We start from the raw sequence: 13754 nt of genomic DNA on the forward strand, positions 1-13754 counted from the left end.
TTTCCCGCAAAAGGGTTTTGTACACCAATTCGTCGAAACTTGACATACCCAATGCAGTTAAGGTCATTTCCCCCATGACCTTATTCGAACATTAGTTCCCGTAGCTGTCAAACATTAAAGCGAAGGAGCGAAATGGTCGCCCTGTCCTGTACGGCGGGCGGACCCGGCCAGCGGGTCCGCCGACGCCTTTCCTACAGAGCGGACGAGGCGATGACCGCGGTGAGAGCGGCGACCGTGGTGCGGATCGCGTCTCCGAGTGCCGCGGCCGTGCCTTGCCCCTCGGCGATCGCGGTCAGACGGTACTCGGGTGCCTCTGCCCCGGGGCCCTGCGCCATGACGCCCTGAAGGCCCGCGTGGTGCAGCACTGTGATCAGAGCCGCCGTGCGCTCATCGGGGTCCTGGCCCTGCGTGAGGACGGCTGTCAGCCGTCCTCGCAGCGCCGCGAGTTCCGACAGGCCGGTGACCGGGTGCTTCACCGATCCGAAGGCGCCGAGGACCCGTCGTCCCTGCTCCCGCACCAGTCTCTTCTCCGACAGTCCCCGGTACGCCGTGTCGAGTGCTTGCTCGCGTACGGCCAGCAGCCACTCCCGTGGCGTCTCCTCGGGATGGCTCTGTATGTGCTCGGCCATGGCCGCGGCCGCCGGATCCACTGGCGTCGGCGCTCCAGCGACGACGAGTGCACCGTCACGCTCCGTCAGGTACCCGGAGAAGCTCAGCTCCAGCAAGGCGGCCGCCGAAACGGCCAGGGACACCCGCAGCGGCGCTTCGCGCAGCGTGCCGGTCTCTTCGTCCAGTGCGAGCAGCACGATCTGCTCGCCGATTGTCAGATCCTTGGTCATGGGATCCCCCTCTCGAGAGAGAGACGAGCAACAGGAAGCTGAGGTTCCACGCACGCGTCGGCAAAGTCGAGTGATCGGGCCGGGCCGTAGCCAATGGTGCGGCCATTCACTTCGATTAAGCCGTTTTTGTAATTCGCTTTCCGGTCAGGGGGCGGTTCGTGAGCTGATGTCCCTTTCTTGGGTAGCTGGTCGTTGCCGAGCGCTTGACGCACAGATCCTGCGGAGTCGGCCGGTCTTGCGGGTGATGGTGAGAACGGACGTAGCATGCTCGAACTGGTGCACGTAACAGTCGCACTCCGGGCTAACATCGCCGAGTGTTAAGTAAAGACGGCCTCATGAATTTCCCGGTACCAGCAGGCCGATGGCTCATCGCCGGCGCCAGTGGGCGGCTCGGACGCGAAGTGCACGCCCAGTTGACCGCTCAGGGCGCGGACTGCGTGCCACTCGGCCGGGACCGCCTGGACGTGACCGACGCCCGGGCCGTCGACGAGACCCTGCGGCACTGGCGCCCTGACATCGTGGTCAACTGCGCTGCTTGGACGGACGTGGACGCGGCCGAGTCCCACGAGGAGGAGGCGCGGCGAGTCAACGCCGACGGTGCGCGGCATCTCGCTCGCGGCTGCGCCGCCCAGGGTGCCCGGCTGCTGCACGTGTCCACCGACTACGTCTTCCCCGGCGTCCTGTCGGACTTCGGGACCCCGTACTCCGAGGACGCACCCACCGCGCCGGGCACGGCCTACGGCCGCACGAAGCGCGCCGGCGAGCGCGCGGTGCTCCGGGAACTGCCGGATGCCGCCACCGTGGTGCGAACTGCCTGGCTCTACGGCAGGGACCTGGACGGGTTCGTCGGGGCCATGGCCCGCGCGGCCCGGGGCGACGGCACCGTGGACGTGGTGCGCGACCAGTACGGCCAGCCGTCGAACGCCGCGGACGTGACTGCCCAGCTGATCGCCTTGGCCGGCCTGCCTGCCCACGCGGTGCGTGGCGTCTTCCACGCCACGAACGCGGGCAGCGCCAGCCGGTACGAACTGGCTCGGGAGGTGTTCCGGCTACAGGGCGCCGACCCGGACCGGGTCCGGCCGACCGACAGTTCCCGGATACCGCGTCCCGCTCGGCGACCGTACTGGAGCGTCCTCGGTCACCGTCGCTGGACCGAGGCCGGGCTGCCCGCGCCGCGGGATTGGCGCACCGCGCTGGCCGAAGTGTGCGGGCCGGGGCGGCAGGAGGGGGCTGCGTGAGACCGCTGAAGGTGCCCGGAGCCTGGGTGGCCGATCCCCCGTCGTTCACCGACGACCGGGGTTCCTTCCACGAATGGTTCCGGGCCGAGGACGTGCGCGCCGCCGCGGGGCGCCCCTTCCACCTGGCCCAGGCCAACTGCTCGGTGTCGCGGCGTGGTGTGGTGCGGGGCATCCACTTCGCCGACGTGCCACCCGGGCAGGCGAAGTACGTGACGTGTGTGCGCGGTGCGGTGCGTGACGTCGTGGTGGACCTGCGCACCGGATCGCCGAGCTTCGGCGCCTGGGACGCGGTCCAGCTGGACGCCGACAACCGGCGCGCGGTCTTCCTCTCCGAAGGACTGGGCCACGGCTTCCAGGCCCTGACAGATGACGCGACGGTGGTCTACCTCACCACGTCCGGCTACGACGCCTCCCGCGAACACGCTGTGGATCCCTTCGACCTGCGCCTGGGCATCGCCTGGGACAGCGACATCCCGCCGGTGCTGTCCGCGAAGGACGCTGCGGCCCCCGGCCTCGCCGCCGCCGAGGCGGCCGGGCTGCTGCCTTCCTACGACATGTGCGTCACCGTCCCGACCGGCGCGGTGCGCCCTCTCCCGACCGACCCCGAGGAGTCCCTGTGAAGGCGCTCGTCCTCTCCGGAGGATCCGGAACCAGGATGCGTCCCCTGACCCACACGTCAGCCAAACAGCTGGTGCCCGTGGCCAACCAACCTGTCCTGTTCTACGCCTTGGAAGGGATCGCCGAGGCAGGGGTGACCGAGGTGGGCGTCATCGTCGGGGACACCGAGCAGGAGATACGCGCCGCGGTCGGGGACGGATCGCGGTGGGGCCTGGACGTCACCTACATTCGTCAGGACCGGCCTCTGGGCCTGGCGCACGCCGTGGCCACAGCCCGTCCCTGGCTCGGCTCCGACGACTTCGTCATGTACCTCGGTGACAACTTCCTGCTCGACGGCATCGCGGAGCAGGCACGACAGTTCCGGGCCTCCCGACCGGCTGCGCAGATCATGCTGGCCCAGGTGCCCGATCCTCGCGCGTTCGGGGTGGCGACCCTGGACGAGGCCGGCCGGGTGACCGCACTCGAGGAGAAGCCCGAGTTTCCCAAGAGCGATCTCGCTCTGGTCGGCGTGTACTTCTTCTCCCCGGCGATCCACGAGGCGGTGGCCGCCCTCCGGCCTTCCGCGCGAGGCGAGCTGGAGATCACCGACGCCCTCCAGCGGCTCATCGAGGACGGTGCCGATGTCCGGTCCTCCATTGTGTCCGGCTACTGGAAGGACACCGGGAACGCCATGGACATGCTGGAGGTGAACCGGTTGGTACTGGACCGGATCGCGCGCCGCTGCGACGGTGCGGTCGATGCGCACAGCGAGATCGTCGGCCGGGTTGTCGTCGCCGAGGGCGCCACAGTGCGCGGCTCGCGCGTGGTGGGGCCGGCGGTGATCGGGGCCGGAACCACCGTCACCAGTTCGTACATCGGGCCCTTCACGTCCATCGCGGAGAACTGCTCGGTCTCCGGTAGTGAGATCGAGTACTCCATTGTGCTGCCCGGTGCGACCATCGATGGAGTACGCCGCATCGAGGCGTCGGTGATCGGCCGCAACGTGGAGATCGTGCCCACCACCCGCGCCCCGCACGCCCACCGGCTGCTGCTCGGCGACCACAGCAAGGTGCAGATCCCGTCATGAGGAGAATCCTGATCACCGGCGGTGCCGGTTTCATCGGTTCGCACTTGGTCCGCACGGTTCTCGCACCGGACCGGCCGCTCGGTGCCGTGCACGTGACCGTTCTGGACAGCCTGACCTACGCCGCAAACCTGGACAACCTGGACACCGTGCGGCATCATCCGGGATTCCGTTTCGTGCAAGGAGACATCACCGACGCGGTGGTGGTCGACCGGCTGATGGCCGAGCACGACGCCGTGGTCCACCTGGCGGCCGAGTCCCACGTGGACCGCTCCATCGCCGCCGCCCTCCCCTTTGTCCACACCAATGTGCTGGGCACGCAGACCCTGCTGGACGCCGCGCTGCGGCACGGCACGGAGCCCTTCGTGCACGTCTCGACGGACGAGGTGTACGGTTCCGTGCCGTTCGGCAGCGCGACCGAGCAGGACCCTCTGCTGCCCAGCTCGGCCTACTCCGCGTCCAAGGCATCCAGTGACCTGCTGGCTCTCGCCTGCCACCGCACCCACGGCCTCGACGTGCGCGTCACCCGCTGCTCCAACAACTACGGTCCCTACCAGTTCCCGGAAAAGCTGATCCCGCGCTTCGTCACTCGGCTGCTGCGCGGCGAGAACGTGCCGCTGTACGGCGACGGTGAGAACGTCCGGGACTGGCTCCATGTCGACGATCACTGCCGCGGTCTCATCGCGGTGCTCACCCGAGGCCGACCGGGCGAGATTTACAACATCGGTGGCGGTACGGAACTGACCAACAAGGAACTGACCGGCGCCCTGCTTGCGGCTTGCGGCGCTGAATGGGACCGGGTGGACTGGGTCGCCGACCGTAAGGGCCACGACCTTCGCTACTCCGTGGACTGGTCGAAGATCCGCCGGGAACTCGGCTACGAACCGCAGCGCGACTTCATGTCCGGGCTCGCCGAGACCGTCGACTGGTACCGCGAGCGCTACGAACCCTGAGAGGGAACGACTGCACGGCCGCAGGGAAGAATCCCCCAACGCCTCCGCCGAGTTACGGGACACGGCTCCAGGCAGGCGAAGGCCCGGATCGTGATCCGGGCCGTGATCCTGCTGGTGGTGGGCAGCGCGCTGGCGATGACCAACTTCGGCGGCGCCGGAATCCTCAACTTCTACGCGTTGTACTTCCTGCTGGCCCTGCCCCTGCTGCGGCTGCGGGCCAGGACACTCGCGACCATCGCGGTCACGCTCGCGGTCGTCACGCCGCAGGTGGCGTTCGGCCTCAGGGCACTGCTCAACGAGTCGATCGTGAACAGCATCGACTCGTACGACCCGATCGCGCGACTCTGCGGTGTGGGCGTGCTCGACCTCCTGCTCACCGGCCTCTACCCGGCGATCACCTGGATGACGTTCGTGGTCACCGGCATGACGCTGGGCCGGCTGGATCTGACCTCCGGCGCGGTGCAGCGGCGGCTGGCCGTGGTCGGTCCTGCGGTGATCGTGTTCGGATACGGCGTCTCGTGGCTGGCGCTCCGGTTGACCGGCGGCGCTCAGAAGATCATGGCCGGGATGGCTGCCATGAAGGACCCCGGCGCCATGAAGGACCCCGGCGCCATGAAGGACCCCGGAATGGCAGCGGACTCCTTCGACATGAAGATCGGTGGTGGGCTGTGGGGCCCCGACGCATGGGGGCTACTGGCAGCCGAGCCGCACACCGGATCCACATTCGACCTCGTCGGCAGCATCGGGATCGCGATCACCGGGCTCCTGTGCCTGACGGCGGCGATGGACCGACTGCGGTGGCTGCGCCGGCTGGCAACTCCGATCATCGCTGTCGGCACCATGTCCCTGACCCTGTACGTGGGCCACATCCTGGTCATCCTCGCCCCGCCGGGTGAAGCGGCCACCCCGCCACAGTCCGCCTCCGCCGCGCTGCTGCTCTGGTTCATCGTCGGGGCCACCCTGTTCGCGGCGATCTGGTCTCGCTTCTTCCGCCGCGGACCGCTGGAGTACCTGCCCAACGGCGCCACCAAACTGGCGACATTCGTCCGATGAGCCTCGGGCGGGCGCCCCGGGCCACGTTCACCGACGGCGCCCGTACGGCCGTACTGACAGGGCCCGGGTTGTGAGTGCCTTGCCGCTGCTGCGGTTCACGCGCACTCACCACGCACTGGTGTTGATCCCGCGAGGAGCCCCGGTCACCCGACCACGAAGGTCGTCACGCTTCGAGCGGGAAGCGTGGCGGTGAAGGAGCCGTTCGACGCGCCGGTCGTGCCCTGGGACGCGACGTTCCTGCTCGCGTCGGTCAGCCAGGAGGAGACACTGGACACCGTGCTGTTCGCCAGGGAGAACTGCTGCCTCACCGCAGCGGTCCCCTTGTTGATGGCAACGACGACGACCGTGCGCTGATCGCCCCGGTACGCCGAGACGTAGACGTTCGACGCCGGGTTCGCCGTCGCCTCGATCCGTACATATCCGGGGCGGACGAACCTGGCGAAGTGCGCCATGCTGGCGCCGCGCTTGCTGATCCGGCCGTCCTCCCGCATGGGGCCGTAGCTGCGCCGGATGTACCACCAGATGTACGCCTGGAACTCGGCGTCCACCATGGCGCGGTGGATGTGCTCCCCCACGTCGAGCGCCTGGGGCCAGAGGTCCGCCGAATCGGTGCTGTTGGGGTAGTAGACCTCGGTCATCCAGAGTTCTTTGCCCGCGCCCCTTTGCTTGAAGAGGGGATAGGGGAAGTCCGCGAACCGCGTGCCGTAGAGGTGGGCTCCGATGATGTCCACGTTGGCGAGCGCCACGGGGTCGTTGAGGATCGGGTCCGAGATGTTCTTCCGGTACTGGAAGGACTCGGGCGCGATGACCCTGGTGCCGATCGAGCCGGCGTTCTCCCGCAGGAACCGGACCATTTCGGCGGGAGTCCACCACGTCCAGTCCTGGGCGTAGTCGGGTTCGTTCTGCACCGATATGCCGTACAGGTTCACCCCGTTGTTCCGCAGGAACCCGTTGAAGTCGTTGAGGTGCTGGGCATAGGCGCCGTACATGTCGTACCTGAGGCGCCTCGCGTTGGTCTGACTGCCGTGGACGAAGGTCTCGACCATGCTGGCGGGGGGATTCCACGGCGACGCGATGACGGTCGCCCCGAGCTCGGTCGCGCGCCTGGCCGTCGCCACATCACGGCTCCAGTCCGCCCGGTTCTCGGGGACGGGGATCCTCAGCACGGATAACCCCAGCCGGCCCTCGCCGGTGCCGAACGCCGTGTCCCGCTGGGCGGCTGTCAGGTCGCCGATCCAGGCCGTGTGGGTCATGCCGCCGAAGCCCCGAATCGTCTGCCGCCGCGCCGACGGGTCGATGACCGCCGTCGCGGCAGCCGTCGCGGCCGCAGCTTCCGAAGCCCCCACGGGCGCCGTCGTGGCCGTGAGGATCGGCAGGGCCCCCAACGTCGCCAGGACGGTTCGCCGGCCCGGCGATCTCCGCTCGCTGCTCACGGGCTCATTCCGATCTTGCGGCATGTCTCCTCCTCTTGGTTGTCGGTGCTGACCTGACCCGCGCATCAATGGGAGTGCTCCCATTCGCGGGAAGGGCTACGCGCTGGTCTTGTTCGGAGGGGAGGTGCTGTTGGTCGTTGCCTCGGCCTGCCCTTGGCGGCTTGGGGAGCCACCCATGCTGTTCGATATTGCGAACGGCATGCAGGATTTCGCATCCTTGGTACGTCGGGAAGTTAACGATTGCCGCTCGCCACCACAAGCCTCAGCGCGCGACCAAATGCGGGCGGGGATGGTCCGCACGTGGTTGCCCGCACTGCCTGGCACGCGGTCGCGCGTCGGTATCAGCGTGTGTTGCCTCTGCGCAGGACCTTGTCGACGCCGACCGCGACGACGACGAGGGTCCCGGTCGCGACGTCCTGGTAGAGGCTGTCGATACCCGCCTGGGTGAGGCCGGAGCGGAGCACGGTGACGATGAGCGTTCCGATGAGCGTTCCGGCGACGCTTCCCCGGCCGCCGAAGAGGCTGGTCCCGCCGATGACGACGGCGGTGATGCTCTCCAGGTTCGCCGTCTGGTAGGCGTTGGGGTCGGCGTTGGGAATGCGGCCGAGGGACTGCCAGGCGGCGATGCCGTAGAGGAGACCGGCGGTGACGTAGACCGACAGGACCGTGTGCCGCACGCTGATGCCGGTCAGGCGGGCGGACTCGGGTGCGTTGCCGACGGCGTAGATGTGCCGGCCCCAGGCTGTCTTGCCGAGCACGTACCAGAAGAACGTGTACAGACCCACGAGCAGGAACGTCCCCCAGGTGATGAGCACGCTGCCGAGGTGGATGCCGTTCCCCCAGATGACCAGGAGGTCGCTGGTCACCGGATAGCTGCGGGACTCGGAGTAGAGCCTGCTCACGGCATAGATGACGGTCAGCGCACCCAGGGTCACGATGAACGGTGGCAGGCTCAGCCGGGCCACGAGGACACCGTTGACGAGCCCCAGGCAGGTCGCCACGGCAAGACCGAGCAGCAGCGCCGCCGCGGGGCTGCCCCCCTCGAACACGGGCTTGGCCATGACGAGCGTGGCGAGGACCGCGATGGCCCCGTTCGACAGGTCGATGCCCGCGGTGAGGATGATCAGGGTCTGGCCCAGCGCCAGGATGCCGATCACGATGGACTGCTGCAGCACCAGGGAGAGGTTGTCCGGCGTCAGGAACGTGTCCGTCGTCAGCGAGAAGACCAGTACAGCGCTGGCCAGGGCCGCGAGGGGGCCGACGGTCGGTGTGCGCAGGGCGTACCGCAGCCCGTTCCGCAGCCCGGCGCCCGGGTCGCCGCCGTCGGCGGGACTGGCGGTGACGGGAGATCTCATGATCCGTTACTGATCCCTTCGCCCGGTGGGCGCGGAAGGGTCACCCCAGCAGTACCGGAGCCCCCAGTCGCTGTTCCGGGACGCCAGTCCGCGTACCGGCTTGTCGGTGATGAGTGTCGTGCCCGTGTCCGTGAAGCCGGACGGTTTCTTCCCGCTCCTGACGAAGTCGGTGACCGCGGCCACGCCCTGGTCGGCCATCCTGACCGGGAACTGCATGACGGTGGCCGCGTACTTGCCGGCTTTCACGTCGCGCACGCCGTCGCACCCGCCGTCGATGGTGCCGATGGTGACCCGACGGGTGAGGCCGCGTTCGGCGAGGGCCGTGTAGGCGCCGTTGGCTGCCGGTTCGTTGATGGCGTAGAGCGAGTTCACGTCGGTCGTGCGCTGCAGCAGGTTCTCCGTCGCGGTCTGCGCCCGGTTGCGGTCGCCGTTGGTGATCGTCTGTCCGCGGATCACCGGTGAGTCGTCCTTGATCCCGAAGCCGCTGAGGAAGCCGTCGTGCCGGAACTGGCTGACCGTGGAGCCCTCCGTTCCGTCGAGCATGAACAACTTGGGGGCCTGCTTGCCGAGCACGGCCCTGACGTAGGCGCCCTGGAGGCGTCCGGCTTTGAAGTTGTCGGTTGCGTACGTGGCGTCCACCGCGTTCGCCGGGTCCGTCGCGGTGTCCAGCGCGATCACGATGATGCCCTGCCGACGGGCCTCCGCGATGGCGCCCAGGATCCCCGTCGTGTTCGACGGCGTGATCAGGATTCCCTGCACATGGCGGGCGATGAGGCTCTCCACCGCGGCGACCTGGCCCTCGTTGTCGCCGTCGAACTTGCCGGACAGGGCGATGAGCTCGGCGTTGTTCTTCTTCGCCGCGGCTGCGGCGGCCTCGCGCATGGTCACGAAGAACGGATTGATCTCCGTCTTGGTCACCAGGCCGATCGTGACCTTCCGCGTCCCGTCGCCACCCGTGGAGTCCTGGTCCCCGCCGCAGGCGGCGGCGCCGAGCAGCAAGGTGGCCACCAGGAGGAGCGTCGCCCCTGGACGGGGACGCCGTGGCCGACTGCGCTCGCGGACGGTGTGGTGGTGTGCCATGGGTGACACCCTCCTCCGGCCGGGTCCGGCATCGCGGAACCCCTGGCTAAGCCGTCTGCACCATATGTCTGTATTGATCATAGCTATCGCCCTGTGCGCCGTGTCGCTGCGCGTCTCTTCGACCACCCCAGTCCGGCTCTCCCGCCCGCGCCGGTTTTCGGTCCGGCACGCCCGCGCCCGCCCTGGGCGTGCCGCCATCGAGCGCGAGGTGTCGCGCCCGGTCGCACCGGCCGGGGAGCGTGCGTCCTGCATTGCATACGTCCCGTTTGAGGCGAAAGATGTTGTTACGGACACACCGGGACGGGCGGAGTCCTGGCCCTGGCAAGGGAAGTGCCGGGCTCACCTGTGGCCGGAGTTCCACCGAGACCGCGCGGCGTCACCACGGTCACGCGGAGAAGGCGAGGTTCGCTTGACTGGGCCGCCCCTGCTCGCGCTACGCGGAATCTCCAAGCGGTTCGGCGCCGTACAGGCCCTCAAGGACGTGGATCTGGAGGTCCACGAGGGTGAGGTCGTCGCTCTGGTGGGTGACAACGGTGCCGGCAAGTCCACCCTCATCAAGGTCATCGCGGGTGTCGATTCCGCCGACAAGGGTGTCATCGAGTGGGAGGGCCGGGCCGTCCAGATCAGAACCCCCCGGATCGCTCAGCGTCTCGGCATCGCGACCGTGTACCAGAAACTGGCGTTGTGCGATGACCTCAATGTCGCCGAGAACCTCTTCCTGGGGCAGGAGCGGCGGTGCCCCGGCGTCCGGGGCCGCCTGTTCCGGTTGATCGACTACGACGCCATGCGCAGGGAGGCACGCGGGCAGCTTGACGCGATGGGCATCCGGGTCCCCGATGTGCGTGCTCCGGTCGCTTCACTCTCCGGGGGCCAGCGGCAGACCGTCGCGCTCTGCCGCGCGCTCCTTGGTCGCCCGAAGGCCGTCCTCCTGGACGAGCCCACCGCGGCGCTGGGCATCCGACAGACCGGTCACATCCTCGACGTCGTCGACGAGCTCCGAGAGCGGGGCATCGGGGTGGTCCTCATCAGTCACAACCTGGGAGACGTCAAGGCCGTCGCGGACGAGGCGGCCGTGCTGCGGCTCGGCTGCAACAACGGCTTCTTCCATGTGCCGACCACGCCGCAGGAACAGATCTTCTCCGCCATCGTCGGCGCCACGAGCAACCGTTCCTAGGGACTGAGCGGGAGTGAGTCCTGGCAACAGGACGCACTCCCGCTCAGTCCCTAGGAACGGTTTCTGTGTGGGGACGGCTGTGCGTCAGCGCCGGCGTCAGAGCGAGCTGGTGGCCGAGAAGCCGTAGTTGCGGACGCCCTTGCCGTCCTCGTCCCAGTTGAGCCTCAGGGCGCCGTCGGCGTATGCGCTCTTGCTCCCCACCTTCTTCTTGATCGTGGACGAGGTCCACGAACCATTGCCGCTGCCGTTCATGGCCGCCAGCTTGTCCTGGATGTCGAAGTCCTTCTTGACCAGGACAGTGTCCGCGCCGGCGTCGGCGTGCTTGAGATACAGCCGGAAGCCGGCGCTGTCGAAGGTTTCATACAGGTGGTCGGTTCCGGAGTACCACGGAGGCGCGTCCCAGCTCACCGTGGCCTTGGCGTAGACGTAACCACCGGACCGGGCCACGCAGTTCTTGACGGTGAAGTCCCAGTTGTCGCCCCAGGGGCCGGAGTACCCCGCGTCGTCGATGGTTTTGGAACTGCTCTTGCACTTCCAGCTCAGCGCGGACGCCGGGGAGACAGCCAGCACCGACGCGCCGACGACGGTAGCTCCGACCAACGCGACCGACATGGCCTTCCTGCTCGCGGACGACCGCAGCGCAGGCGATATTCGACGCAGACTCAGTTTCATGGGTCCCCTCGTTTTGGTGTGGAGTTCTGCTCTGCCGGGGCAGAGGTCGATCACCCTACAACGCCTTCGCGTCTGCACATGATCCGGGTCAAGTGGCGGCGCGTACGAGGCAGTTGGCCTCGCCGCCAAGAGCGCGAGGCTGCCGTCGCAAATGACGTCCCGGCTCGTGGGCGCAGGAAGCCTGCGCCTGTCAACCAGCTGTTGATCTTCATTGGCTCGGTCAACTGCCGGGGGCCAGGCGATGTTGCCTGCGCAATCAGGTGGTGCGGTTGCCGACCGGGGCGAGGTTCGTTCCGTAGGCCGGTTGGTGGGCCCCGTCGCGTTCGACGGCGTCGGTACGGCACCCCGGCACCTGCCCGGCAGGTGGGCTCAGGCACGCAGATAGGCCAGTACCGCCAGGACGCGACGGTGGTCGTCGGGGGCCGTTGGCGGGAGTTCGAGCTTCAGGAGGATGCTCGCGATGTGCTTGGCGACGGCGGCGTCGGTGACGACGAGTCGGCGGGCGATCGCCGCGTTGGAGCGGCCCTCGGCCATGAGAGCCAGGACCTCGCGTTCGCGGGGTGTGAGCCGGTCCAGGGGATCGCGGTGGCGGGCGAGCAGCTGGCGTACGACTTCGGGGTCGACGACCGTGGATCCGGCGGCGACGCGGGTGACGGCTTCGGCGAACTCCTCGACGTCGCCGATGCGTTCCTTGAGCAGGTAGCCCGTGCCGACGCTGCCACGGCGGTCGTCCAGCAGTTCCTCGGCGAAGGTCTGCTCGACGTACTGGCTGAGGACGAGGACCGCGAGCCCGGGCTGCTCGGACTGGAGCCGGCGGGCGGCCCGCAGCCCCTCGTCCGTCTGGCCGGGTGGCATACGGACGTCGGTGATGACCAGGTGCGGCCGGTGTTCCCGGGCCGCGGCGAGCAGGGAAGGGCCGTCGCCCACCGCGGCGAGGACCTGGTGGCCGAAGCGCTGGAGGAGGTGAACGAGACCTTCGCGCAGGAGGACGGCGTCCTCCGCGATCACTATGCGGACGGACGGCCGCACGGGATCTCCGCTCTGAGCAGGGTGGGCCCGCCGGGCGGGCTGGACAGGAGCATTCTGCCGTCGGCGGCGGCGATCCTGTCGGCGAGGCCGATGAGGCCCGTACCGCGAGCGGGGTCGGCGTTGCCCGAACCGTTGTCCTCGATGTCGAGGCGGAGCACTCCGTCATGGCAGCGGGCGGTGATGCGACAGTGGTCGGCACCGCTGTGTCTGGCGATGTTGGTGAGCGCCTCGGCGGTCACGAAGTACGCGGTCTGCTCGACGGCGGCCGGAAGCCGGCCGGAGAGATCGATGTCCAAGCGCGCGGGGACCGGGCAACGCCCGGCGATGTCCCGCACGGCGGCGGGCACCCCGCGCTCGGTCAGGACCTGGGGATGGATGCCCCGGATCAGTTCCCGCAACTCGGTGAGCGCCTCCTTGGCCAGGGCGTGGGCCTCTGCGACCTGCCCCGCCGCGGCGCTGCCGGGCGGCAGGTCGAGGGCGGCGAGGCCCAGCTTCATGGTGAGGGCGACGAGGCGCTGCTGGGCACCGTCGTGGAGGTCACGTTCGATGCGGCGGCGTTCGGTCTCGAAGGCGTCGACGAGGCGGGCCCGGGAGCGCACGACCTCGCGCAGTTCGTGGTCCTTCGGGAAGAGGACAGCACGGGTCACAGCGGCGCGGACGCCGGCCCAGGCACCGATGGGGTACGCGGACACGGGCAGGAGCAGGGCACCCGCGACGGGACCGGCCACGGTCTGCCAGGGGGAGGCGGTGGGCTGGAGGGGCGCGAGGAGGAGGAAGCCCGGGATGCCGAGCGAGACCAGGACGACGGCCAGGTCCATCCAGCCCACCGCCAGGACGGATACGGCGCCGTAGCCGGCGACCCGCAGACCGTTCCGTGGCTCGGGCCGGTCACTGCGGCTCCCTCGGTCGCCTCGGTCGCCTCGGTCGCCTCGGTCGCCTCGGTCGCCTCGGTCGACGAGCGCGAGGCGGCGTCGCTCGAGCGGACCCGCGAGGGCGGCGGCGAAGACCACGACGGCCACCGCACAGAGCACCGTGGCCCCGGTGCCGATGGGCGCGGTGAGCAGCCCGCCGACACCGAGGTACGCGGCCGTCGCGAACACCCCGCCGGACAGCAGGAACCCCAGCGCGCGCCACGGCCACACGGTGCGGAGATATCCCAACGGGCTGCGGGCGAGGGCCTCCAGGACGGTTCGAGTGGTCACGCGGTCGAACGTAGCGGCGCCGGTCCCCGGAGGCAGTAGTGCCAG

Annotated in this window: 13 protein-coding genes; 6 read left to right on the forward strand and 7 right to left on the reverse strand. The window is 68.9% G+C overall.

Annotated features, from left to right (window positions below; genetic code table 11):
* Positions 1-191: 191 nt before the first annotated feature.
* Positions 192-839: a GOLPH3/VPS74 family protein gene (locus tag AC067M_RS25975; RefSeq protein WP_478699427.1), complete on the reverse strand. Its 648-nt coding sequence runs from the start codon at positions 837-839 to the stop codon at positions 192-194.
* Positions 840-1174: 335 nt separating this feature from the next.
* Between AC067M_RS25975 and rfbD the strand changes: the two genes are divergently transcribed.
* The 5 genes from rfbD (at position 1175) to AC067M_RS26000 (ending at position 5764) form a co-directional block, all read left to right on the forward strand.
* Entirely contained in the window at positions 1175-2077 is a 903-nt protein-coding gene (gene rfbD, locus AC067M_RS25980; protein ID WP_478699428.1) for a dTDP-4-dehydrorhamnose reductase, read from the forward strand.
* A complete protein-coding gene (locus AC067M_RS25985) occupies positions 2074-2697 on the forward strand; it encodes a dTDP-4-dehydrorhamnose 3,5-epimerase family protein (RefSeq protein ID WP_478699429.1) in 624 nt (207 codons plus the stop codon). The genes rfbD and AC067M_RS25985 overlap by 4 nt, the downstream gene beginning before the upstream one ends.
* Entirely contained in the window at positions 2694-3761 is a 1068-nt protein-coding gene (locus AC067M_RS25990) for a glucose-1-phosphate thymidylyltransferase (protein ID WP_478699430.1), read from the forward strand. Before AC067M_RS25985 ends, AC067M_RS25990 begins: the two co-directional genes overlap by 4 nt.
* Entirely contained in the window at positions 3758-4711 is a 954-nt protein-coding gene (rfbB, locus tag AC067M_RS25995) for a dTDP-glucose 4,6-dehydratase (protein ID WP_478699431.1), read from the forward strand. Before AC067M_RS25990 ends, rfbB begins: the two co-directional genes overlap by 4 nt.
* Before the next feature lie 90 nt (positions 4712-4801).
* A complete protein-coding gene (locus AC067M_RS26000; RefSeq protein WP_478699432.1) occupies positions 4802-5764 on the forward strand; it encodes a DUF418 domain-containing protein in 963 nt (320 codons plus the stop codon).
* Positions 5765-5907: 143 nt separating this feature from the next.
* Here the strand turns inward: AC067M_RS26000 and xynC are convergent, their stop codons facing one another.
* The 3 genes from xynC to AC067M_RS26015 all read right to left on the reverse strand — a co-directional run bounded on the left by xynC (position 5908) and on the right by AC067M_RS26015 (position 9632).
* Complete coding sequence (gene xynC, locus AC067M_RS26005; protein WP_478699433.1) at positions 5908-7221, reverse strand: glucuronoarabinoxylan endo-1,4-beta-xylanase XynC; 1314 nt, start codon at positions 7219-7221, stop codon at positions 5908-5910.
* A 317-nt stretch (positions 7222-7538) separates the two neighbouring features.
* Entirely contained in the window at positions 7539-8552 is a 1014-nt protein-coding gene (locus AC067M_RS26010; protein ID WP_478699434.1) for an ABC transporter permease, read from the reverse strand.
* 6 nt (positions 8553-8558) lie between these two features.
* A complete protein-coding gene (locus AC067M_RS26015; RefSeq protein ID WP_478699435.1) occupies positions 8559-9632 on the reverse strand; it encodes a substrate-binding domain-containing protein in 1074 nt (357 codons plus the stop codon).
* Positions 9633-10041: 409 nt separating this feature from the next.
* Here AC067M_RS26015 and AC067M_RS26020 point away from each other — a divergent pair, with 409 nt between their 5' ends.
* Positions 10042-10806 (forward strand): ATP-binding cassette domain-containing protein, encoded by a 765-nt coding sequence (locus AC067M_RS26020; protein ID WP_478699436.1) that lies wholly within the window; start codon positions 10042-10044, stop codon positions 10804-10806.
* 96 nt (positions 10807-10902) lie between these two features.
* On the opposite strand, the gene AC067M_RS26025 is transcribed toward AC067M_RS26020, so the two are convergent.
* From AC067M_RS26025 to AC067M_RS26035, 3 genes are all read right to left on the reverse strand, one after another.
* Positions 10903-11418 carry a hypothetical protein gene (locus tag AC067M_RS26025; RefSeq protein WP_478699437.1) on the reverse strand — a complete coding sequence of 172 codons (516 nt, stop codon included), beginning with the start codon at positions 11416-11418 and terminating at the stop codon, positions 10903-10905.
* A gap of 429 nt (positions 11419-11847) precedes the next feature.
* Complete coding sequence (locus tag AC067M_RS26030) at positions 11848-12486, reverse strand: response regulator (protein WP_478699479.1); 639 nt, start codon at positions 12484-12486, stop codon at positions 11848-11850.
* Positions 12486-13709 (reverse strand): sensor histidine kinase, encoded by a 1224-nt coding sequence (locus AC067M_RS26035; RefSeq protein ID WP_478699438.1) that lies wholly within the window; start codon positions 13707-13709, stop codon positions 12486-12488. Before AC067M_RS26035 ends, AC067M_RS26030 begins: the two co-directional genes overlap by 1 nt.
* Positions 13710-13754: the final 45 nt, after the last annotated feature.

This window comes from Streptomyces sp. NPDC043427 (assembly GCF_056436655.1).